This is a genomic window from Thermus tenuipuniceus (genome assembly GCF_002964845.1).
Lineage (GTDB): Bacteria > Deinococcota > Deinococci > Deinococcales > Thermaceae > Thermus > Thermus tenuipuniceus.
In genome coordinates this window covers 1-20,227 of the sequence record NZ_KZ672960.1, presented here as the reverse complement: position 1 = coordinate 20,227, position 20,227 = coordinate 1, and the positions used below count along the sequence as shown (strand labels likewise).

21 protein-coding genes are annotated in these 20,227 nt (G+C 65.3%); 14 read left to right on the top strand and 7 right to left on the bottom strand.

Going from position 1 to position 20,227, the window contains the following annotated elements; all coding sequences use genetic code 11:
- Window positions 1-46 precede the first annotated feature (46 nt).
- Window positions 47-1,879, top strand: coding sequence for an ABC transporter permease (locus tag C2847_RS02125; RefSeq protein WP_105316842.1), 1,833 nt, complete (start codon window positions 47-49; stop codon window positions 1,877-1,879).
- Complete coding sequence (locus C2847_RS02120) at window positions 1,876-2,799, top strand: ABC transporter permease (RefSeq protein WP_105316841.1); 924 nt, start codon at window positions 1,876-1,878, stop codon at window positions 2,797-2,799. Before C2847_RS02125 ends, C2847_RS02120 begins: the two co-directional genes overlap by 4 nt.
- Here C2847_RS02120 and C2847_RS02115 read toward each other — a convergent pair.
- Genes C2847_RS02115 through C2847_RS02100 form a run of 4 tightly spaced genes read right to left on the bottom strand, consistent with a single transcriptional unit; the run spans window position 2,787 to window position 5,351 of the window.
- Window positions 2,787-3,062: a hypothetical protein gene (locus C2847_RS02115; protein WP_105316840.1), complete on the bottom strand. Its 276-nt coding sequence runs from the start codon at window positions 3,060-3,062 to the stop codon at window positions 2,787-2,789. The two genes, C2847_RS02120 and C2847_RS02115, sit on opposite strands and share 13 nt — an antisense overlap.
- A gap of 5 nt (window positions 3,063-3,067) precedes the next feature.
- Complete coding sequence (locus C2847_RS02110; RefSeq protein ID WP_105316839.1) at window positions 3,068-3,856, bottom strand: PSP1 domain-containing protein; 789 nt, start codon at window positions 3,854-3,856, stop codon at window positions 3,068-3,070.
- Entirely contained in the window at window positions 3,853-4,662 is an 810-nt protein-coding gene (locus tag C2847_RS02105) for a DNA polymerase III subunit delta' (RefSeq protein WP_105316838.1), read from the bottom strand. The genes C2847_RS02110 and C2847_RS02105 overlap by 4 nt, the downstream gene beginning before the upstream one ends.
- Window positions 4,629-5,351 carry a metallophosphoesterase family protein gene (locus C2847_RS02100; RefSeq protein ID WP_105316837.1) on the bottom strand — a complete coding sequence of 241 codons (723 nt, stop codon included), beginning with the start codon at window positions 5,349-5,351 and terminating at the stop codon, window positions 4,629-4,631. The genes C2847_RS02105 and C2847_RS02100 overlap by 34 nt, the downstream gene beginning before the upstream one ends.
- Before the next feature lie 23 nt (window positions 5,352-5,374).
- On the opposite strand from C2847_RS02100, the gene C2847_RS02095 reads away from it, so the two are divergent.
- Window positions 5,375-5,998 (top strand): hypothetical protein, encoded by a 624-nt coding sequence (locus C2847_RS02095; RefSeq protein ID WP_105316836.1) that lies wholly within the window; start codon window positions 5,375-5,377, stop codon window positions 5,996-5,998.
- Between the two features lie 13 nt (window positions 5,999-6,011).
- Window positions 6,012-6,212 carry a hypothetical protein gene (locus C2847_RS02090; RefSeq protein WP_105316835.1) on the top strand — a complete coding sequence of 67 codons (201 nt, stop codon included), beginning with the start codon at window positions 6,012-6,014 and terminating at the stop codon, window positions 6,210-6,212.
- A gap of 55 nt (window positions 6,213-6,267) precedes the next feature.
- Here C2847_RS02090 and C2847_RS02085 read toward each other — a convergent pair whose 3' ends face one another.
- Window positions 6,268-6,687 carry a hypothetical protein gene (locus tag C2847_RS02085; protein ID WP_105316834.1) on the bottom strand — a complete coding sequence of 140 codons (420 nt, stop codon included), beginning with the start codon at window positions 6,685-6,687 and terminating at the stop codon, window positions 6,268-6,270.
- Between the two features lie 45 nt (window positions 6,688-6,732).
- The gene (locus C2847_RS02080) at window positions 6,733-7,692 is read right to left on the bottom strand and encodes a tetratricopeptide repeat protein (RefSeq protein ID WP_105316882.1); all 960 of its coding nucleotides are present in this window, start codon (window positions 7,690-7,692) and stop codon (window positions 6,733-6,735) included.
- Here C2847_RS02080 and C2847_RS02075 point away from each other — a divergent pair.
- The 10 genes from C2847_RS02075 to C2847_RS02030 all read left to right on the top strand — a co-directional run bounded on the left by C2847_RS02075 (window position 7,658) and on the right by C2847_RS02030 (window position 18,294).
- A complete protein-coding gene (locus C2847_RS02075) occupies window positions 7,658-8,881 on the top strand; it encodes an MFS transporter (RefSeq protein WP_105316833.1) in 1,224 nt (407 codons plus the stop codon). The genes C2847_RS02080 and C2847_RS02075 overlap by 35 nt on opposite strands.
- 159 nt (window positions 8,882-9,040) lie before the next feature.
- Entirely contained in the window at window positions 9,041-11,020 is a 1,980-nt protein-coding gene (gene thrS, locus C2847_RS02070; RefSeq protein ID WP_105316832.1) for a threonine--tRNA ligase, read from the top strand.
- Window positions 11,020-11,802: a PaaX family transcriptional regulator C-terminal domain-containing protein gene (locus tag C2847_RS02065; protein WP_105316831.1), complete on the top strand. Its 783-nt coding sequence runs from the start codon at window positions 11,020-11,022 to the stop codon at window positions 11,800-11,802. The genes thrS and C2847_RS02065 overlap by 1 nt, the downstream gene beginning before the upstream one ends.
- A 10-nt stretch (window positions 11,803-11,812) precedes the next feature.
- Entirely contained in the window at window positions 11,813-13,003 is a 1,191-nt protein-coding gene (locus C2847_RS02060; protein WP_105316830.1) for an ABC transporter substrate-binding protein, read from the top strand.
- 48 nt (window positions 13,004-13,051) lie between these two features.
- Complete coding sequence (locus C2847_RS02055; RefSeq protein ID WP_105316829.1) at window positions 13,052-14,269, top strand: ABC transporter substrate-binding protein; 1,218 nt, start codon at window positions 13,052-13,054, stop codon at window positions 14,267-14,269.
- Between the two features lie 31 nt (window positions 14,270-14,300).
- Complete coding sequence (locus C2847_RS02050) at window positions 14,301-15,068, top strand: sugar phosphate isomerase/epimerase family protein (RefSeq protein WP_164835604.1); 768 nt, start codon at window positions 14,301-14,303, stop codon at window positions 15,066-15,068.
- 96 nt (window positions 15,069-15,164) lie between these two features.
- A complete protein-coding gene (locus tag C2847_RS02045) occupies window positions 15,165-15,887 on the top strand; it encodes a c-type cytochrome (protein WP_105316827.1) in 723 nt (240 codons plus the stop codon).
- Window positions 15,888-15,899: 12 nt separating this feature from the next.
- Complete coding sequence (locus C2847_RS02040; RefSeq protein ID WP_105316826.1) at window positions 15,900-16,382, top strand: DUF1129 domain-containing protein; 483 nt, start codon at window positions 15,900-15,902, stop codon at window positions 16,380-16,382.
- Window positions 16,383-16,392: 10 nt separating this feature from the next.
- Window positions 16,393-17,022 (top strand): QcrA and Rieske domain-containing protein, encoded by a 630-nt coding sequence (locus tag C2847_RS02035; RefSeq protein ID WP_105316825.1) that lies wholly within the window; start codon window positions 16,393-16,395, stop codon window positions 17,020-17,022.
- Between the two features lie 9 nt (window positions 17,023-17,031).
- Window positions 17,032-18,294, top strand: a complete 1,263-nt coding sequence (locus C2847_RS02030) for a cytochrome b (RefSeq protein ID WP_105316824.1) — start codon at window positions 17,032-17,034, stop codon at window positions 18,292-18,294.
- Between the two features lie 84 nt (window positions 18,295-18,378).
- Here the strand turns inward: C2847_RS02030 and C2847_RS02025 are convergent, their stop codons facing one another.
- Window positions 18,379-19,998, bottom strand: coding sequence for a 30S ribosomal protein S1 (locus C2847_RS02025; protein WP_105316881.1), 1,620 nt, complete (start codon window positions 19,996-19,998; stop codon window positions 18,379-18,381).
- Window positions 19,999-20,227 lie beyond the last annotated feature (229 nt).

Below are 20,227 nucleotides of genomic sequence, written 5' to 3'. Positions count from 1 at the left end.
ACCTTCCAGGACTTTAGACCCACGGGGCTAGGGTACAATCTTGGGCGTGTTGACGGACGAGAGGCGCCTAGGAGTCCTGGTGGCCTTGGGAGGCGGGGTTCTCCTCCTCCTTTGGTACCTAGCCCCCTGGGCGGTACCCCATCGCCTTTTTGGCGGCGAAGGCGTGCTCCTAAGCCCCTTCGGCCACCACCTGCCCCAAGGAAGCCTGCCCCCGGGTTACCGGGATGGCTGGCTCCTTTGGACCTTCTATCCCTCCTTGGCCTGGCTGGCCCTCACCCTGGTCCTAGCCTGGACCCCTAAGCCTGCCCGGAAGCTTTACCTCATGGGGATCCTAGGCCTAGGCCTCTTCCTCCTCACCTACCTTCTCTTCCAAGCCAGCGTGGCCCAGGTGAACGCGGGTGCGGAAAGGCCCATCCTCAGGCGGTACGCCTTGGGGCTTGGCAGCTACGCCACCTTGGCCTATAGCCTCTACCTCCTCCTCCTGGCCCGGCTTTTCTCCCCTGGGGGGCTGGCTTTTTTGGTGCGCCGCCGGGGGGTGGTGGTGCCCCTTTTCTCCCTCCTCCTGGCCTCCTTGTTGGGTGGCGTCATCGTGGCGGTGATGAAGGCGAACCCCGGGGAGGCTAAGACCCTGCGGGAAGCCGCTATGTTGAAGCTGGACCTCATCACCTACACCTACCAGCTCCTCTATAGCCCCCTGGTCAACCCCTCGGGCTTTCTGCAAAGCCTCCTCCTGGCTACCCCCCTGATCTTCACCGGATTAGCCGTGGCTTTAGGCTTCCGCGGGGGGCTCTTCAACATCGGAGCCCCGGGGCAGCTCATCCTGGGAGGCATCGCCGCCATGCTGGTGGGGGTATACCTGCCGGGGCCCAGGTGGCTGGTACTGCCCCTCGCCATCCTGGCCGCCGCCCTGGCCGGGGGGCTATGGGGCGCCCTGCCCGGCTGGCTCAAGGCCCGCTTCGGGGCCCACGAGGTGATCAACACCATCATGCTCAACTACATCGCCGCCAGCCTCTTCCTCTTCCTCATCTCCGCCAACGAGTACAAATTCTTCGGGAGGACCCTGTACCTGCCCTTTAAGTACCCCGGCTACGAGGCCCGGAGCCACGAGATCCGCCCCGAGGCCCGCATCCTCCACTGGACCGAGCTGGTGGCCCCAGGGGGGGAGCTTTCCTTCGCCCTGCCCCTGGCCCTCCTCCTGGGCCTCCTGGGCTACTTCCTCACCAGGAAAAGCCTTGGCCACCGGGTGCTCATGGGCCTCCTGGCCGGGGTGGTGGGGTACTTGGTGGGGGGCCTTCTCCCGGGGCCTGCGGTGAACTTTGGCCCCGACCTCACCTCGGTGCGGCTCAACGGGGCCTTCCTTTTGGCCCTTCTGGCCCTTCTCTTCTTCCACTTCTACGTCTTTCGCACTGTGGGAGGGTACGAGCTGAGGGCCATGGGCCTGGCCCCCAAGGCGGCGGAGTACGGGGGGGTGCTCTCTGGGCGGAAGATCGTCCTCATCATGTTCCTGGCGGGGGCCTTAGCGGGCTTAGCCGCCACCCACTACGTGCTGGGTGGGGGAATTGACGAGTACCGCCTGAAGCAATCCCTTCCCTACTCCGTGGGCTTTGACGGCATCGCCGTGGCCCTGATGGGCCAGAACACCCCCTTGGGGGTGGGCCTCGCCGCCTGGCTTTTCGGCATCCTCCTCACGGGCGGATTGCAGGTGAACCTGCAGCTCGGCATCAGCCGGGAACTGGTGGCAGTGCTTCAGGCCTTGATCGTTCTCTTCATCGCCGCAGGGGGCTTTTTGCCCCGCTACTTCACCGACCCCTTGCGGGCAGCCGAGGTGGAACTTAAGGAAGAAAGCCGAAAGCGAGAGGAAAGGGAGGAGACCCCATGAACCTGGACGCTGCCTTTTGGATCGCCCTCTTCTTCTCCACCCTGCGCCAGACCACGCCCCTTTTGCTCACCGCCTTGGGGGGGATGTTCTCCGAAAGGAGCGGGGTGGTGAACATCGCCCTCGAGGGCATCATCCTCTTCGGGGCCCTCACCGCCGCGGTGGTGGTGGAAAGGGTGGAACACACCTTAGGCCCCGGCCCCCATCCCTGGCTTCCCTGGCTTGGGGTCCTAAGCGCCATGCTGGTGGGAGGGTTGGTGGCCCTGGTGCATGCGGTGGTCTCCATCAAATACCGGGCCGACCAGATCATCAGCGCCACCGCCATCAACCTCCTGGCCCTGGGAGCCCCCAGCCTGGTGCTCACCTACTTCTACGGCAACGCCACCAACTCCAAGGAGGTGGCAAACCGCCTGCCCCTTTGGGGCCCCGAGGGTTTTGCCCTTTCCCCCTTGGTCTACCTGGCCTTCCTCCTGGTCCCCCTGACCTGGTGGGTCCTCTTCAAGACCCCCTTCGGCCTGCGCCTCAGGGCCGTGGGCGAGCATCCTGAAGCCGCCGACACCCTGGGGATCAACGTGTACCGCATGCGCTACATCGGGGTGGTGCTCTCCGGGGTTTTGGCCGGCCTCGCCGGGGCCTACCTGGCCATCGGCTTCCTCAACCAGTTCGTGCGGGGGATGTCCGCGGGGCTCGGCTTCATCGCCCTGGCGGCCATGATCTTCGGCAAATGGCACCCCTTGGGCATCCTCTTCGCCACCCTGCTTTTCGGCTTCGCCAGCGCCTTGGCCATCCAGCTTCAGGGCACGGAGATCCTGCCCGCGGTCTTGGTGCAGGCCTTCCCCTACGTGGTCACCGTTCTGGTGCTGGCCGGCTTCATGGGCAAGAGCCGACCCCCGGCAGCGGTGGGAAGGCCCTACGAAAAGTGAAGGACCTTGACCCACCGCCCCAGGCGGTAGCGGAAGGTGAGGGCGCTGCCGTCTTGGAAGCGGAGCTCCACCCGCCCCTTTCCCAAGGAGAAGCCCACCACCTCCTCCGCCCCCAGGCCCTGGGCAAAGTGGGCGAAGCCATCCGAGCGCAGGTAGAGGAAACCCTCCTCCCCAGGGGTGAGGAGGAAGATCTGGGCCTCGGTCCCCTGGCGGTTCAGGACCATCCGGCTCACCCACAGGGCAAAGGCCTGAGCTTGGCTCATCCCCGCTAGGCCAGTTCCTCCTTGGACACCTCCACCGCCTTCCCCTCCTCCAGGAGGAGCTCCACCGTCCCCTTCAAGGGGTTCACCTTCTGCACCTTGCCGCACACCCCCTCCTTGGTGCAGACCCGGGCGTTTTTGCGGGGAAGCTCCGCAAGCAGCTCCTGGTATACGGGGTGCTCATAGGCCAGGCAGCAAAGGAGCCGGCCGCAAGGACCCGAGATCTTCTCAGGGTTTAAGGGAAGCCCCTGATCGCGGGCCAGCTTGATGGAAACCTGGGCAAAACCCTGAAGCCAGGTGGAGCAGCAAGACTCCATCCCGCAGGCGCCCAAGGTGCCCAGGTAGGCGGCCTCCTCCCGGGGGCCCTCGGCCAAAAACTCCACCCGGGCCCCGAAGCGCTCGGAAAGCTCCCGGGTAAAGCGCTTGAGGTTCACCCGCTCCTCCGCGGCATAGTGCACGGAAAGGTGCCGGCCATCCAGGGTGAAGTCGCACCCCAGCACCTTAGCCCTCACCCCCTCTTCCTGAAGGCGGGCCCTAAGGTAAAAGGCCACCTCCTCCGCCCTGGCCCGGAGCCTCGAGGCTAGGTCCAGATCCTCCTTGGTGGCCAAGCGCACCACCTCCCCGGCCTCCTTCTCCTTGCAGGGGGGGGTGCGCACCTTGCCCACCTCCAGGCCCCGACTGGTGCGCACCACCACATACGCCTCCAGGGGCGGGGGATCCCCCTGGAAGCGAAAGTAGCGCAGGACAGGGGTGCGGGCTTTGCGCCGATCGGCGTGCAGGCGAACGCCCACGGTCATGTTTCCAAGTCTAAGGCCAATCGGGCCAGGACCAGGTCCGGGCTCACATACCGCTCCAGGGCCTCCCGGGCGGCCTCGAGGGCCAGAAGCGCCTGCGGACGGTGGCGGAAGGCAGCATAAAGGGCGAAAATCCCTTCCTCGTCCGCAAAGAGCTCCTTCAGGAGGGCAAACCGCCGCCAGGAGGAGGCGCCACCCACCTCCCTGGCCTTCTCCATGCGGGCGCGAAAGGCAACGGGGTCGGCCAGGGCCCTCAGGAGCCGGCCCGGAGCCCCACCAGCGTAAGCCAGAAGCTCCGGGTCCTGGGTCAAGGGGTAAAGCCGCTCCTCGGGTACCGGGGCAAAGGCCACCTCCAGGGCCCGGCTGGCCAGGGTGGGAAGCAGGGTGGCGCGGCTTGGGGCGATGAGGACGATGCGCCCGTAGGAGGGAGGTTCCTCCAGAAGCTTCAAAAGGGCGTTGGCCGCCGCCTCGGTGAGGAGGTGAGCGGCGTCCAGGACGGCCACCTTGACCCGCTCCCGGGGGTGGGTGGCGAACCAGTCGAAAAGGGGTTCCACCTCCTCGAGGCGGATCTCCGCCTGCCCCTTCAAACCCCGCTCCGGGGGACCTATCTCCAAAAGGTCGGAGTGCTCCCCCAAGGCGGGGGGAGGAAACCCCCGGTTCAATCCCCAGGCATACCAGCGGGCCACCAGGCGCCTCCCCACCCCTTCCGGCCCCGAGAAGAGCAGCGTAGAGGCGCCAAGCCGGGGCAGAAGCTCCAGGATGGCCTCGTGGCCGATTATTCCCCAAGGGTCAGGCGGGTGTAGAGCCATGCGGGAAACCCCTCCTCCGCCAGGCGCTGGGCCACCTGGTCCAGGCTGTACCCCACCCGGAAAAAGGTGATCCCGTCCCCCTCCCACAGGGCGAAGGCCGCCCCGGGTACGTGGTCGCGGGGCTGGCCCACCGAACCCGGATTGACCAGGACCCGCACCGTAGGGGGAAGGATCAGCTCACCCCCTTCCGCCAGGCGCTGATAGCGCACCCATGGGCGGGGCCCGGAAAGCTCCAGAAAGGCCCCGGCCAGATGGGTATGCCCGTGGAAGGTGAGGCGGTGGTCCGTACAGGCGAAGGCCTGGCGGGCCAGCTCCAGCCCATCCAGGTACTCCATGGGATCGCAGGGGCTGCCGTGGACCAAAAGCGCCCCCTCCACCTCCTTTTGCCAGGGCCAGGAGGAGAGGAAGTCCAGGTGCCTGGAGGATAACCGCTCCCGTTGCCAGGCCAGGATCTCCAGGACCACCCCCTCCTTTGGCAACCGGTCCAGGGCCAGAAGCCAGGCATCGTGGTTACCCAGGACGCACTGGGCCTCCACCTCCATGAGCCAGTCCAGCACCCGGTCCCCATCCGGATAGTAGCCCACCGCATCCCCCAGGAAGAGCACCCCATCAAAAGGAGGGGCCGCCTCGAGGACCGCCTCTAGGGCAGGCCAGTTGCCGTGGATGTCGGAGAGGACCAGGTAGCGCACGGGGTTTAGGATACCATGAGAACATGGCTTCCTCCCTGCTGGAACAGCTTTCCGCGGACCTCGAGGTCCTCTCGGAGCACCTCCGGGCAGGGCTGGACGAATTCGGCACCCTTTGCTGCTACCTGGAAGGCGGACGAGGAGGAAGGACCTACCTCCTCCACGCCCCCTACGAGGAGGCTTTGACCGTGCTCCAGGCCCTAAACGGCCTCTCTTTTCGGGGACGGATCCTTCTGGCCCTGGATCCTTCGCCCCTCTCGCCCACCTTGGAGGGCCTTTCCCTTTCCGGCCCCACCCGGGCACCCCTGGCCCACCTTCTGGAAAAAACCCGCCCCGACCGCCTCCTCTTAGCCTTTCCCGGGGAGGGGCTTGGCCAAAGCTTCCCGGGAGCCAAGGAAACCCCAAGGGGCTGGCAACCCCTGGAAGCCGAGGAAGAACCCCTGGTCTTGCGGGTGGAGGCGCCCACGGGCCTCATCTACCAGGAGGTGCGGGCCTACGGGCCCTGGGAAAGCCCTCCTCTTCCCCTTGGGCTACCCATAAGCCCAGGGCCCTATTGGGGAAGCGCGGGCTTGGCCTTGGGGATTCCCACCTACGGGGTGGGTTTGGTAAACTTACGGGCAAGCCTGGAGGCGCTTCTCAGCCTCTGGTAACAGGAGGGAGAATATGGCGTACATCGCGCTGTTTGCCTTGGGAGCGGCCCTGGTTACCCTGCTCTTCTACCTGATCCTGAACCCCCGCGTGCTTACCACCGAGGGGGAAACCTTTGACCTACGCTTTATCCTCTTCATGCTCATGCTCATCATCCTGGCCGCCAGCACCGTGGGCCTGATGCTGGTTCTCGGCAAGATGCACCACCTGCTTTAGACTCCGCGCCCTCCGGCCAAAGGAGGGCACTTTTGCACTTTGCGGGTTTCCCACCTCAGGAAACCCGGCTCGTTTCCTTTGGGGCAAGCTCCTCGCGAAGATACTCCAGGTCCTTTTCCAGCACCTTGCGGGTGGCCTCGAGGACGGGGGCAAACTCGGGGGGAAACTCCCGGGTCAGGTGGCCCATGCACACCAGAAGCCCTTCCACCATGGCCTTCTCCTGCTCCCGCCGGCGCTTGCCCCCCCTTAGGGCGCTGTAGGCCAGGTGCTCCAGCCGCCGCACCACGCACACCCGGGGCTCCCCTCCTACCCCGGCACAGGGAAGGCCCTCCGCACCCCTACAGGCCGCATAGGCCTTGGAGTACAGGGGAGCCAACTCGGGATACCCCAAAAGCGCGGGCCCCAGGGGCCCCGCATGGGCCGCGGCCAGGCGGAGGTACGCAGCATGGCGGGTGCGGCGGATTTCCACCTCCATGGTTCCATCTTAGACAAAGGCCACCGGGACAAATGCCCCAGAGGGCTAGGGAAGCCGGAAAGGGCTCCTCATCCCGGCCAAGGCGATGGTCCTGGCCTCCTCCGGGGCCCAGGAGAGGGCCAGGACTCCCCGGTAGGCCCTCAGGGCCCTTTCCCGCTCCCCCGCCAGGTCCAGAAGCTGGCCGAAGCGGGCCAGCACGTAGCCTGGCAGGTAGCCGGGGTGCTGGAAGTCCATGCGGAACACCTCCTCCATGAGGCTTAAGGCCTCCTGCCACTCCCCGGCCGCCAGGTAGATCTGGGCCGCCAGGTACAGGGCCTCGGGATCCCCTATCTGGAAGAGCCCCTTCAAGAGCCCCGCCCAGTCGTCCTCCTCCTTAAGCTGCCAGGCCCGGTCCAAAAGGGCCCTCTGGCGTTCCTTCTCCGTGGGCTCATGGGCCTTGAGCAAGGCCTCGGGAAAGCTCTTGGCCAGAAGGAGGTAGTCCAGAAGCTCCGCCACTACCACCCCTTCCCGGCCCCTCAAGGCCTCCGCCACCCTTTCCATGCGGCGGGCCCGGAATCCCGTGGCCGGACCTTCCCCGAAGGCCTGGGCGAACCCCTCGTAGATTTGGCCCAGATGGTCCAGGAAGGTCTGGGAGCCCAGGACCTCCGGGGTAAGGGGGGTCTTGAGCAGCTGCAAAAGCTCCTGGTCAAAGGCGTGCATCCGCTCCAGGTAGGATTTCCCCAGGGGGTGCTGGGCCAGGGCTTGACGGAAGGCCTCGGCCTCCTCCTTTAGATGGGCCTCCCCGTCCAGGGCCACCACGGGAATGCCCTTCGCCTCCGCCCAGGGAAGCAGGTGAAAGAGAAGGGGGTCCTCCTCCCGCCAAAGCCCTTCCCGCAGGCTTTCCTCTGAGTGGGAAGCCAGGTAGAGGACGGGGGCACCGGCTTTTTCCAAAAGGGCCAGCACCGTGGCGGCGTTGTAGCGTGGATGCAGGATGTGGAAGGGCCCAAGGGAAGGAAGAAGCAGCATCCTCACCATCTTAGACCTCCGGGAACGCAACTACCGCCTGGCGGTGGTGAACGGCTGGCTGGTATGGCTGGGGGATACCTTTTTGAACCCCAACATCGTCCTCACCAGCTTTGCCGCCAAGCTGGGGGCCCCCGGGGCCCTGATCGGCCTCCTCCCTGCCTTGCTGCAGGCTGGGGGCATGATCCCCCAGGCCTTCCTGGCCCCCTATGTGGCCCGTTTTCCCCGGAAGATCGTGCTCTACCGGAAGGTGGCGGCCCTAAGGCTTCTGGGGGTGGTCCTCATGGCCCTGGCCACCTTTTTCCTGGGTCCTTGGCCCCACTTCCTCCTGGCGGGGTTCCTGGCCGGACTCCTCTTGAATGCCCTTTTTACCGGGGTTTCCAGCCTCCCCTTCTGGGAGGTGGTGGCCAAGACCACGCCCATGGAGCGCCGGGCCCACCTCTTCTCCGCCCGGAACCTCATCGGAGGGCTTCTGGCCTTCCTGGCGGGCTTCGGGGTCCGGGTAATCCTCACCCTCCCCCTTCCCTTCCCCCTCCCCTACGCCCTCCTCTTCGCCCTGGGGGCCTTGGCCTTTGGCACGGGTTGGTACCTTTTCGGCCTCACCCGGGAGCCGGAAGAACCTCCCAAGGAGGAAAGGATCTCCCTGCGCCTACCCCTCGAGCACCAAGGCTTCCGCCGCTACCTCCGGGTGCGAGTTCTCCTGGGCCTTGCGGGGATGGCCGAGCCCTTTTATGCGGTGTACGCGGTGCGCACCCTGGGGCAGGGACAGGAGCTGGGCCTTTACCTCTCCCTTTACGCCCTTTCCTTCACCCTTTCCAACCTGCTTTGGGCCAGGCTGGCGGAGCGGGGCTCCAAGGGGGTGTTGCAGGCTGGGGCTTTCCTGGCCTTCCTCGCTCCCCTCTTGGCCCTCCTCCTGCCCGAGCAGCTCTTCGGCCTGGTCTTCCTCCTCCAGGGGGCCTACCTGGCCGCCTTGGGGCTTTCCACCACCACCTATCTCCTTAACCTGGCCCCTCCCGCAGAGCGAAGCGCCTTTATCGGTCTGGCCAACACCGTGGCCGGGGTCTTCGCCTTCACCACCGTCCTGGGAGGGTGGGTGGCCGACAGCCTGGGGTTTTCCCGCCTCTTCCTCCTGGCGGCCTTTTTCTACGCCTGGGCCTTTTACGCCGGGAGGAAACTCCCCCACGAGGGGTAAAGAAGGAAAAAGCTCCACGAGCCCTTTCATCTAGCTTATCCACACCCCTGCCCATGCGGGTTCGGTTCCCCCACCCCGCGCACACCTTGGGTTTACCCCAAGTCCTCCGCTTAGCTAAATCCATCCCCGCTGGCCACGGGGCTGTGTATAGTAGGGTTCATGGTGGTCTACCTGCCGGATGGGAAGGCCCTCGAGGTGGAGGAGGGAGCCACCGCCTGGGACGTGGCCCGGGCCATAGGCCCAGGGCTGGCCAAGGCGGCCGTGGGGGCCTTGGTGAACGGGGAGGTCTACGACCTGCTAAAGCCCCTCCCGCCCGGGGCCCGGGTCCGGATCCTCACGGAGAAGGACCCCGAGTACCAGCTCCTTTTCCGCCACACCCTGGCCCACGTCCTGGCCCAGGCGGTGAAGGAGTTCTTTGCCGAAAAGGGCTACGACCCGGAAAGCGTGAAGCTCGGGGTGGGTCCGGTGATCGAAAAGGGCTTCTACTACGACATCGACGCCCCCGAGCCCATCTCCGATGAGGACCTGCCCACTATAGAGGAGAAAATGCGCGCCATCATCGCCAAAGACCTTCCCCTGCGCCGCTACGTGTTGCCCCGGGAGGTGGCCCTTTCCCGCTACCAGGGCAAGGACCCCTACAAGACCGAGCTCATCCTGGACCTGCCCGAGGACGAGGAGATCAGCTTTTACCAGCAAGGGGACGAGGCCTACGGCTTCACCGACCTCTGCCGCGGGCCCCATGTGCCCTCCACGGGCCGCATTCCCCCCCACTTCAAGCTCACCCACGTGGCCGGGGCCTACTGGCGGGGGGATGAGAAAAGGCCCATGCTCCAGCGGGTCTACGGGGTGGCCTTCCGCACCGCCGAGGAGCTAAAGGAATACCTCTGGCAACTGGAGGAGGCCAAGAAGCGGGACCACCGCCGTTTGGGGCGGGAGCTGGAGCTATTCCTGATCGATCCCATGGTGGGGAAAGGGCTGGTGCTTTGGCTCCCCAAGGGGAACGTGATCCGGGAGGAGCTCATGGCCTTCATGCGGGAGGAGCAGATAAGGCGGGGCTACCAGCTGGTCACCACCCCCCATATCGGTAGCCTCGAGCTTTACCGGGCCAGCGGCCACTACCCCTACTATGCGGAAAGCCAGTTCCCTCCCATAAGCTTCAAGGAAAGGGGCGAGGAGGAGGAGTACCTTCTAAAGCCCATGAACTGCCCCCACCACATCCGCATCTACGCCTTCAAGAAGCGCTCCTACCGGGAGCTTCCCTTAAGGCTTGCCGAGTTTGGCACCGTCTACCGCTACGAGAAGGCGGGGGAGCTTCTGGGCTTAACCCGGGTGCGGGGCTTCACCCAGGACGACGCCCACCTCTTCTGCACCCCAGAGCAGGTGAAGGCGGAGTTCTTGGGGGTCTTGGACCTGGTCCTGAAGGTGCTTTCCACCCTGGGCCTTAAGGACTATAGGGCCCGCATCGGCACCCGGGACCCCAAAAGCGACAAGTACGTGGGGGACGAGGCTAAATGGTCCCTGGCGGAAAGGCAGATTGAGGAGGCAGCCCTGGAAGCTGGCCTCCACTACACGGTGGAGGAAGGGGATGCCGCCTTCTACGGCCCCAAGCTGGACTTCGTGGTGAAGGACGCCTTGGGGAGGGAGTGGCAACTGGGCACCATCCAGGTGGACTATAACCTCCCCGAGCGCTTTGGCCTCACCTACGTGGGGCCGGACGGGGAGGAGCACCGCCCCGTCATGATCCACCGCGCCCCCTTTGGCTCTTTGGAGCGCTTCATCGGCATCCTCATCGAGCACTTCGCCGGGGACTTTCCCCTCTGGCTCGCCCCGGTGCAGGTGGTGGTGGTGCCGGTTTCGGAAAAACAGGAGGACTACGCCAAGGAGGTGGTCTTTAAGCTCAAGGAAGCGGGCCTCAGGGCCGAGGCCGACCTCCGCCCCGAGCGCATGCAGGCTCGTATCCGCGATGCCGAGGTGCAGAAGGTGCCCCATGTCCTGGTAGTGGGGGACAGGGAAAAAGCGGAGGGCACGGTGAGCGTCCGCAGGCGCCACCGGGGGAACCTGGGAAGCATGCCCCTGGCGGCTTTCCTCGAGGCCGCCCTCAAGGAATACAAGGAACGCCTTTTGGAGCCAACCCTCTGATGCGGGCCAGGTCCACCATCTTCACCCTCTTTGTGGAATACATCTACCCGGAACGGCGCGCCCGGGTTCGGGACCTCATTACCATGATGGAGGTCCTGGGCTTCTCCGAGGCGGCGGTGAGGGCGGCCCTTTCCCGGAGCGCCAAGAGGGGCTGGGTGGTGCCGGAGCGGCGGGGGCGCATAGCCTACTACGCCCTTTCCGACCGGGTCTACTGGCAGGTGCGCCAGGTGCGAAGGCGCCTCTACGAGGCCAGGACCTCCTGGGATGGGCGTTTCCTCCTGGTCCTTCCGGAAGGCCCCAAGGAACGGGGAGAAAGGGAACGCTTCCGGCGGGAGATGGCCCTTTTGGGCTACGGCAGCCTGCAAAGCGGGGTCTACCTGGGAGCGGGGGTGGACCTCGCCGCCACCCAGGAGCTCCTCGCCTTTTACGGGCTTTCCGCCACCCTCTTCCGGGCGGAGCACCTCGGGCCGAAGGAGGAAGTGCTCCGCGCCTTCCCCCTTAAGGAGGCCTCGGCCCATTACCAAACCCTCTTCTCCAGCGTGCCCCCGGTGCTCGAGGACCCCCTTTTGGCCTTCCGGACCTTGACCCGCCTGGTGCACGAAATGCGCAAGCTGCTTTTCCTAGACCCCCTCCTGCCCCCCGAGCTCCTTCCCCCAGGCTTCCCAGGCCCCTCCGCCCGGGAGCGCTTTCTCGCCCTCCGGGAAACCCTTTACCGGCAGGCCGAACCTTTCCTTAAAAAGCTCTCCCTCCCCCTCTCAGCCCTCTCACCCCAGGTGGGATAACCTTTAGGGGATGAGGCGGTTTCTATCCCTTCCCCTGATCCTGGCCACCCTGGCCCAGGCCCAGGTGGTCATCCCCTTCTGGCACACGGCGGGCCCCCCGGGGAATGCCATCCTCGAGGAGGCTATAAAAAGCTTCAACGAGTCCCAGCGCACCTACCGGATTGAGGCCCGCTACGTGGGGGACTACCGGGAGGCGGGGGTAAAGCTCCTGGCCGCCTTGCGCTCGGGGGGTGCCCCGGTCCTTTTCCACGGGGAGCTTTCCTTCCTCCCCCGCCTGGCCCAGGAAGGGGTGGCCTTGGCCCTGAACCCCTACCTCCAGAACCTGCCCAAGGACTTGTATCCGGAGATGATGCGAACCCCCCAGGTCCGGGGGCAGACCTACGGCCTACCTTTGGGACTATCCGTGCCCGTCCTCTACTACAACAAGGATGCCTTCCGCGCCCGGGGCCTTAAGCCCCCCAGGACCTGGGCCGAGGTGGAGGAAGCTGCCAGCAGGCTCACCAGCCGCACCAGCAAGGGGCTTGTCATCTCCACGGACATCTGGAGCTTCAACGCCCTCGTGATGAGCCTGGGAGGTAGCTTGGTCAGGGATGGGCTTCCCGCCTTCACCTCCAAGGAGGTGGTGGAGGCCTTGGAGATCCTTTACCGCATGGTGCAAAGGGGGCACGCCCAGGCCCGGAACCTGGCCGAGGCCCAGTTCGCCGTGGCCGATTTCCTGCGCACCAAGGCCTTCATGGGAATCGGACCCACCACCGCTTTGCCCGTGGTACTGGCCCAAACCTCCCTCCCCTTCCAAGTGGGCATGGCCCCCCTGCCCCGGCGGGAAGGGGGTACGGTACCCCTTTCCGGGGCAGCCCTGGCGGTGCTCAAGGGGGCAAGCCCGGAGCAGGCCCGGGGGGCCGTGGCCTTCTGGCTCCACTTCCTGGAACCCAAACGCCAAGCGGAGTGGGTGCGGACCACCTGGTATCTGCCCTTGCGGAGGGAAGCGGAAAGGGAGCTTGCCGACCTCCTGAAAGACCCCGAAAGGCAGGCGGTCTTCGCCCAGGCGGAGGTGGGGCGCCCGTGGAGCCAGGACCCGGAGCTGGTGGTCTGGTACAGCTACCTGGAGGAAGCCCTGGAACGAAGCCTGAAGCAGGGGGTGAAGCCCCAGGTGGTCCTCGAGGAGGCCCAGAGGAAGGCCATAGGGGTGGAGAGGCGCTAAAGAAGCCCTTGACCAAGGCTTGACCTCTTGGATGGTAAAATCCGCCCCATGAAACAGCCCTTAGCCCTAGCCCTAGGGTTTCTCCTCCTTCCCCTGGCCTTGGCCCAGGCCGGCACCCGCACGGAGGTTTCCTTCTGGCACTCCATGGATGGCCCCGCGGGGAGGCTTCTTTCCACCTTCGCCCAGGAGTTCAACGCCCGCCAGGGGCTCTACCGGGTGATACCCCAGTATGCAGGGGACTACCGGGATGCCGAAACCAAGCTGGTGGCCTCCTTGCGCACGGGAAGCCAGCCCGTGCTCTTCCAGGCGGAAATCAGCTTCTTCCCCCGGCTGGTGGGGGAAGGCCGGGCCCTGGCCCTGGATGGTTATCTGAACCTGGAGCGCGCCCTCCTGGAGGATCTCTTTGAACCCGCCTGGAACTACGGGGTCATGGAGGGAAAGCGCTACGGCCTTCCCCTAAACACCTCCACCCCGATTCTCTTCTACAACCTGGACGTCTTCCGGGCCAAGGGGCTTAAAGCCCCGAGGAACTGGAAGGAGTTTGAGGAGGTGGCCAAGGCCCTCACCTCCCGCCAGGCCAAGGGCTTCATCTTCGTCACCGACCCCCAGGCCTGGCTCTTTGAGGCCATGGTGACCAGCCGGGGTGGGAACCTGGTGCGGGAGGGCAAGCCCAACTTCACCTCCAAGGAGGCCCTCGAGGCCCTGGAGATGCTCCACCGCCTGAACCAGGCTGGGGCGCTTTCCGCAAGGAGCATGGCCGAGGCCACCTTCGCCCAGCTGGACTTCGTGCGCACCAAGGGGATGATGGTCATGGCCTCCATCGCCAACTGGCCCGCTGCGGAAAACTTCTCCTTCGCCTTCACCCTGGGGGTGGCCCCGGTGCCCCGGGAACCCGGGGGCAAGGTGCCCATGGGCGGAGCCCAGCTGGTGGTCCTCAAGGGGGCCACGGAAGCCCAGGTGCGGGGGGCTTTGGAGTTTTGGAGATACCTGATGGAGCCCGAGAACGTGGCCCGCTGGGTCCAGGCCAGCTACTACGTGCCCGTGCGCAAGTCGGCTATCCCCCTCCTGGAAGGCTTCTACCGGGAAAACCCCTTCCGCAAGGTGGCCTTTGAGCAGATCGCCCACGCCCAGGAGCGCCCCCGTATCCCCCAGTTCTCCGCCTGGGCCAGCGTCCTGGCAGAAGCCTTAGAAAAGGCCCTAAAGGGCGGCGTGCCTCCCCAGAAGGCCCTGGAGGAAGCCCAGCGGAAGGCGGAGGCCATCCGCTAGCCTGGTCCGCAAAGACCCTAAAATGGCTGGGATGCGCCTAGGTTTCAGTCCCTTCAATGCAGAGATGGGCTATGAGGAAGCCTTCCGCCTGGCGGCGGAACTGGGCCTGGACCTCGAGGTTCCCTACGACCTGCACGAGGTCCTTCCCCTTCCCGACGCCAAGACCCTGCGGGCCACGGGGGAAGCCCTGGGGGTTGGGTTCACCCTGCACCTTCCCTTCGTGGAGATGAACCCGGCCAGCCTCATCCCCAGCGTCCGCGCCTTGGCCGAGGAGCGCCTCAAGCGGGCCCTGGAGTTTGGCGAGGCCCTGGGGGCCAAGGTGGGCGTGCTCCACACTGGCCAGGTGCCCGTGCGCCACCCCATGGCCTTAAGCCTGGCCCGGGAGGCCTTGGAAAAGACCCTCTCCGCCCTCCTTCCCCTTCCCTTCCCCGTGGCTTTGGAAAACCTGGCCCTTTCCGAGGAGGACCTCCTCCGGGGCCCGGAGGAGCTAAAGGCCCTTCTGGACCGCTTCCCCCAGTACGGCTTCTGCTTGGATGTGGGCCACGCCCTGGTGGAGCTGGGTCCCCTGGGCCCTTCCCTTTACTGGGAGACCCTGGGAGACCGGCTCATCCACCTGCACCTCCACGATAACCACGCCCGCAGGGATGACCATCTGCCCGTGGGCACGGGAGCCGTGCCCTGGGAAAGGCTAGCCCCCCGGCTGAGGGGATTCCCTGCCACCGCGGCCCTCGAGGTGGGTGGGAACATCCAAGGAGTACGCCAGAGCCTTTCCCGCCTGCAGACCCTCCTTGCCTCCTAAGCCTCCCTTTCCATAAGCGGGGACATCTGTCCTTGCCAGGCTACCCTTATAGTAGTGGGGTGGGGGTTTGTACCCCCCTTCACAAAGGGAGGCAGAATGGTCGTAGACCGGATTGAGGTGTACCTGGACAGGGCCAGCGAGCCCCTGGCGGTTCTGAAGGAACCCCCTTACCGGCTAAACCTGGACACCCGAAAGATCCCTGACGGGGAGCATGTCCTGCGGGTGGTGACCCACTTCCGCGGTGGGGGCGAGGAGATCCGGGAAATCCCCTTCACCGTTAACAACTACCCCGACGTGATGGTTCTGGGCCTGGACGAGGGGAGCGAGGTGGCGGGGACCCTCGAGCTCCGCCTGGCCGTGGGGGAACCCGAGCTCCCCGTGGAGCCGGTGCGCTTCAACCCCCTTTGGTACGTGGTAGCCTGGGTGATCGTGCTGGGCGGGATCTGGGCCTACTTCGCCTTGAGCCCGGCCGCTGAGAGGGTTGTGGCTGAGATAGCCCCCCCTGCCCAGGAAAGCCACGCCCCCGCGCAGGGAGGCGCCGCAGCAGGGGTGGACCCGGCCCTCATGGAGAAGGGCAAGTCCCTCTTTGAGGCCAACTGCGCCGCCTGCCACGGGGCGAACGGCCAGGGCATGCCCCCGGTTATGCCCGCCCTGGCGGGCAACGCCAACCTGAAAGATGCCCAAATGATACTGAACATCGTCAAGAACGGGCGGGGAGCCATGCCCGCGGTGGGGGCCGCCTTCTCGGACGAGGACCTCAAGGCCGTGGCCACCTATATCCGCAACAGCTTCGGCAACAGCTTCGGCCCGGTGGAATAAGGAGGGCAAGGCATGTACCGCAATGACCCCATCGTACCCACCTTCGCCCTCATCCTGGCCGCAGGCCTCTTCTATATGGCCTACCTGGATGGTCTCCACATCGCCCGCCTCCTGGGCCATACCCCAGAGGAGCTTTCCGTGGGCCAGATCGGCCTGATGGCCTTCGGTGCCGTCTTCCTTCTCTACGGACTCATCGGTCTGGTGTCCTACTGGCTGGAGGGAGTAGAGCTGCGCCCCGGCCGCCATTTCCCTACCCCCTCCACGGCTCCTGTAGCAGTAGGGGTAATCCTGGTTCTCCTCCTCACCGCCCTTTCCGGCTTCTTCGTCCGCCTCATCGTTTACTCCGCCCAGACTGGGCACAACCCCGCCTGGCTCCAGGGCCTGGTCTTCGGGGCCATCAGTCTGGTGGTGGCCACCCTTTTGGGCATTTACAAGAAGTACTTTGGCCGGGACGAGGTGGTCACCGAGGAGGAGAAGAGCCACTTCCCCTGGTAAGAGGTGAAGCATGGACGAACGCGAGATTCGCTTGCAAAGATCCCGCAGGCGGCTTTTCCTAAAGACCGCCATCGGCACCGGAATCGGCCTCTCCCTGGTTTCCGCCTTCTACGTGGGGGCGAGCCTCCGCCCCAAGGCGGAGGTCACCCCGGAGAAGGAACCCCTGAAGCCGGGGGACATCCTGGTCTACGCCCAAGGCGGGGGGGAGCCCAAGCCCATCCGCCCCGAGGAGCTCAAGCCCGGCGACCCCTTCGTTCTGGCCTACCCCATGGACCCCAAGACCAAGGTGGTGAAAAGCGGTGAGGCCAAGAACACCGTCTTGGTGGTGCGGTACAACCCGGCTGAGCTTTCCCCGGAGGTGGCCCAGAACGGGGTGGAAGGGATCGTGGCCTACTCCGCGGTCTGTACCCACCTGGGTTGCATCGTGAGCCAGTGGGTGGCGGACAAGAAAGCGGGCCTTTGCCCCTGCCACGGTGGAATCTACGACTTCGCCCGCGGCGCCCAGGTCATCGCCGGCCCCCCGCCCAGGCCTGTGCCCCAGCTTCCTCTTAAGGCGGAAGAAGGCGTCCTGGTAGCCGCTGGGGAGTTTCTGGGCGAGGTGGGAGTGAAAGCGGAAGCGGGCTTCTGCCGTCACGTCTAGGAGGGAAGCATGTACAAATGGCTAGACGAACGCCTAGACCTCACGGGCCTTTACCAGAAGGTCTTGCGCAAGGCCTTCCCGGTGCATCACTCTTTCTTCCTAGGGGAGATCACCCTCTTCGCCTTCATCGTCTTGGTGCTCACCGGCATCTTCCTTACCTTGAACTTCGAACCTTCCATCCGGGAGGTGAAGCTCCCCGATGGCCGCACGGTGCCCGCGGCCTACGCCAGCGTCCTCTACATAGACAGCCTTCCCTTCGGGGCGGTGATCCGTAGCCTCCACCACTGGTCGGCCCACGTGATGATCGCCGCCGCCTTCCTGCACATGCTCCGCATTCTCCTCTCGGGAGCCTACAAGAAACCCCGGGAACTCAACTACCTGGTGGGCCTGGCCCTTTTGGGCCTGGCGGTGGTCACCGCCTTCACCGGCTACGCCCTGCCCTACGACAACTATGCCGTCACCGCCACCCGCATCGGCTATGGGATCGCCGCCTCCATACCCTGGGTGGGCGGGGCCATAGCGGAGGTGATGTTCGGTGGAGAGTTCCCGGGCTCGGACAGGTCCATCCCCCGGCTTTATAGCCTCCACGTCCTCTGGCTTCCCTTGCTTCTCATGGCCCTCATCGGGGTGCACATGGCCATCATGATGAAGCAGAAGCACACCCAGCCCCGCTATGCCGAGCGGGTGGCCCCGGGCAAGATCCTGGGTGTTCCCATGTACCCCCAGCAGATGGTGATGATGGGGATCCTCTTTGCCCTTTACGTGGGGGTGATGACCTTCATCGCCGGGGCCTTCTTGGCCCACCCCATCGAGGCTTTCGGCCCCCCCACCCCCAACACCCCGGCGGTCAAACCCGACTGGTACTTCCTCTGGATCTACGGCATCCTGCAGCTCATCCCCTCCAGCTGGGAGTTCCACCTTTTCGGGGCCACCATAGGACCGGAGTTCATCGGGGGGGTGGTGATCCCGGGGATCCTGGCCCTGGTGGGGCTTCTTTTGCCCTTCGTGGACACCCGCAAGGACAAGATGCGCTACATGGAGCTCCCCTCGGAGCACCCGGTGCGCACCAGCGTCATCCTGGCCCTTTTGGTCTTCTTCCTCATGACCACCCTGGCCGGGTACAAGATCGAGTTCCAGCAACAAGGCTCCATCCTGGGCAACAACGCCGTGCTCTGGACCCTGGTCCTGGGAGGCCCCCTGCTCACCTACCTGGTTTCCTACACCCTGCTGCGCATCTTCTACGGCAAGGAGAAGGAAAAGGCCCGCCAGTAAAGCCCCCTGCTCCCCAAGCCCGCACCTGGGGGGGAGAAGCGAAGGGGCCCCGCCCGATGGCGGGGCCCCAAGCCTTTTGGGGGCTTAGGAGGACTTCTCCTCCTCGAGGCCCAGGCTCACCAGCAGGTCGCCATAGAGGTCGCCCAGCTTCACGCTGGCGCTTGCCGTAGGCACCACGGAGGCATCGTACAGGTTGTACTCGGCCACCGCCCCGTACTCGTACTCCCGGCGCTCCTCCCGGCGGGGTCCGGGCTTCCTCTTGCCCCGGGCCTCCTTGCCCTTGGCCCGGCGGGGCCGCTCCTCCTCGGCCTTGGGAGGAGGCGGGGGCAGAAGGCGCTTGCGGGAGAGGGAGATCCGCTGTTCCACGGGGTCGATGTTGAGGACCACCACCTCCATCTCCTCCCCCTTCTTGAAGAGGGCGGCGGGGTTTTCAATGCGGGCATGGTCCAGCTCGGAAACGTGGACCAGCCCTTCCATGCCCGGCTCCAGTTCCACGAAGACCCCAAAGTCGGTGATCCCGGTAATCCTGCCCTTGACCACCGTGCCAGGAGGGTACTTCTCGGTGAGGAGCTGCCAGGGATCGGGCTGGGTTTGCTTGAGGCCCAGGGAGAGGCGGCGCTCGGCGGGATCCAGTCTCAGCACCACCGCCTCCACCTCCTCCCCCTCCTTCACCACCTCGGAGGGGTGCTTGGGCCTTTTGGTCCAGGAAAGCTCGGAGATGTGGATGAGCCCCTCGAGGCCCGGCTCCACCTCCACGAAGGCCCCGAACTGGGTGAGGCCCACCACCTTGCCCCGGACCCGGCTTCCCACCGGGTACTTCTCGGCCACGGTGGTCCAGGGATCGGGGATCAGAGCCTTCATGGAAAGGTTGACCCGCTCCTTCTCGGGGTCCACGGAAACCACCTGGGCCCGCACCTTCTGCCCCTTGTGGATAACCTCCTTGGGGTGGTTAAACCGCCCCCAGGTGATCTCGGAACGGTGCACGAGACCGTCCACAGGACCCAGGTTCACGAAGGCTCCGAAGTCGGTAACGTCCACCACCGTACCTTCCACCACCTGGCCGGGCTGTAGGCTTTGGAAAAAGGCCTCCTTGGCCCGTTTCTGTTCCTCTTCCAAAACCGCCCGACGGGAGAGGAGAACCCGCCCCTTCTTGCGGTTAAACTCGATGATCTTCACTAGGATCTGCTGGCCCACGTAGGCATCCAGGTTGGGGATGCGCTTGAGGTCCAGCTGCGAAGCGGGGATGAAGGCGGACACGCCATCCAGGTCGGCAACCACACCCCCCTTGACCTTCTCCTTTACGGTGACGGTCACCGGCTCGCCCTTCTCATAAAGCTCCCGGATGCGGTCCCAGTGCTCCGTGGCCTCCACCCGCTTGCGGGAAAGAAGGACCTGGCCCGTTTCGGGGTCCACCTTGAGCACCTGGACCCGCACCAGATCCCCGGGCTTCAAAAGGGCCTTTAGCTCCTCCTCGGGAAGGGACTTCTCCGTAAGCTCGTTAAAGGGGATGATGCCTTCCGTCTTCGCGCCGATATCTACCGCCACACCCTCCGAGCCCACCAGGACCACCTTGCCCGTCAGGATCTGGCCCGGGCGCACGCGCTTCTCCAAGCGGGCCTCGGTTTCCTGAAGGGCCTCCTCCATGCTGAAGGTCTGGCCTGGGGTCAAGTTGGCTTCGCTGACCTGGGTCGCCTTTTCTTCCATGCCGCCTCTTTCCTCCTTACGCGCCTTCCAGGGAAGGCGGGCGCATTTTGCGCACGTCCACACGAAAAGGAGGGGGAGAAGCCTCACTCCCCGCTTCCGTGTGAACCGGCCCCGAAGGGCATACCCTTCCTTTATACCACGGGGAGGCCCCCTTGCCAAGAGGTTGTAATTGGCCACCACATTTGAGACACCTTGGGGAACCGACCCCTCCTGCATCCTAGCCAGAAAC

Bases quoted from the DNA above. Each gene is read 5' to 3' on its own strand.
- thrS (WP_105316832.1), top strand. From the start codon at position 9,041: ATGGTGGTCTACCTGCCGGATGGGAAGGCCCTCGAGGTGGAGGAGGGA.
- C2847_RS02105 (WP_105316838.1), bottom strand. From the start codon at position 4,662: ATGGCTCTACACCCGCCTGACCCTTGGGGAATAATCGGCCACGAGGCC.
- C2847_RS02120 (WP_105316841.1), top strand. From the start codon at position 1,876: ATGAACCTGGACGCTGCCTTTTGGATCGCCCTCTTCTTCTCCACCCTG.
- C2847_RS02055 (WP_105316829.1), top strand. From the start codon at position 13,052: ATGAAACAGCCCTTAGCCCTAGCCCTAGGGTTTCTCCTCCTTCCCCTG.
- C2847_RS02110 (WP_105316839.1), bottom strand. From the start codon at position 3,856: ATGACCGTGGGCGTTCGCCTGCACGCCGATCGGCGCAAAGCCCGCACC.
- C2847_RS02035 (WP_105316825.1), top strand. From the start codon at position 16,393: ATGGACGAACGCGAGATTCGCTTGCAAAGATCCCGCAGGCGGCTTTTC.
- C2847_RS02065 (WP_105316831.1), top strand. From the start codon at position 11,020: ATGCGGGCCAGGTCCACCATCTTCACCCTCTTTGTGGAATACATCTAC.
- C2847_RS02045 (WP_105316827.1), top strand. From the start codon at position 15,165: ATGGTCGTAGACCGGATTGAGGTGTACCTGGACAGGGCCAGCGAGCCC.
- C2847_RS02050 (WP_164835604.1), top strand. From the start codon at position 14,301: ATGCGCCTAGGTTTCAGTCCCTTCAATGCAGAGATGGGCTATGAGGAA.
- C2847_RS02095 (WP_105316836.1), top strand. From the start codon at position 5,375: ATGGCTTCCTCCCTGCTGGAACAGCTTTCCGCGGACCTCGAGGTCCTC.
- C2847_RS02075 (WP_105316833.1), top strand. From the start codon at position 7,658: ATGTGGAAGGGCCCAAGGGAAGGAAGAAGCAGCATCCTCACCATCTTA.
- C2847_RS02085 (WP_105316834.1), bottom strand. From the start codon at position 6,687: ATGGAGGTGGAAATCCGCCGCACCCGCCATGCTGCGTACCTCCGCCTG.
- C2847_RS02090 (WP_105316835.1), top strand. From the start codon at position 6,012: ATGGCGTACATCGCGCTGTTTGCCTTGGGAGCGGCCCTGGTTACCCTG.
- C2847_RS02060 (WP_105316830.1), top strand. From the start codon at position 11,813: ATGAGGCGGTTTCTATCCCTTCCCCTGATCCTGGCCACCCTGGCCCAG.
- C2847_RS02080 (WP_105316882.1), bottom strand. From the start codon at position 7,692: ATGCTGCTTCTTCCTTCCCTTGGGCCCTTCCACATCCTGCATCCACGC.
- C2847_RS02030 (WP_105316824.1), top strand. From the start codon at position 17,032: ATGTACAAATGGCTAGACGAACGCCTAGACCTCACGGGCCTTTACCAG.
- C2847_RS02025 (WP_105316881.1), bottom strand. From the start codon at position 19,998: ATGGAAGAAAAGGCGACCCAGGTCAGCGAAGCCAACTTGACCCCAGGC.
- C2847_RS02040 (WP_105316826.1), top strand. From the start codon at position 15,900: ATGTACCGCAATGACCCCATCGTACCCACCTTCGCCCTCATCCTGGCC.
- C2847_RS02115 (WP_105316840.1), bottom strand. From the start codon at position 3,062: ATGAGCCAAGCTCAGGCCTTTGCCCTGTGGGTGAGCCGGATGGTCCTG.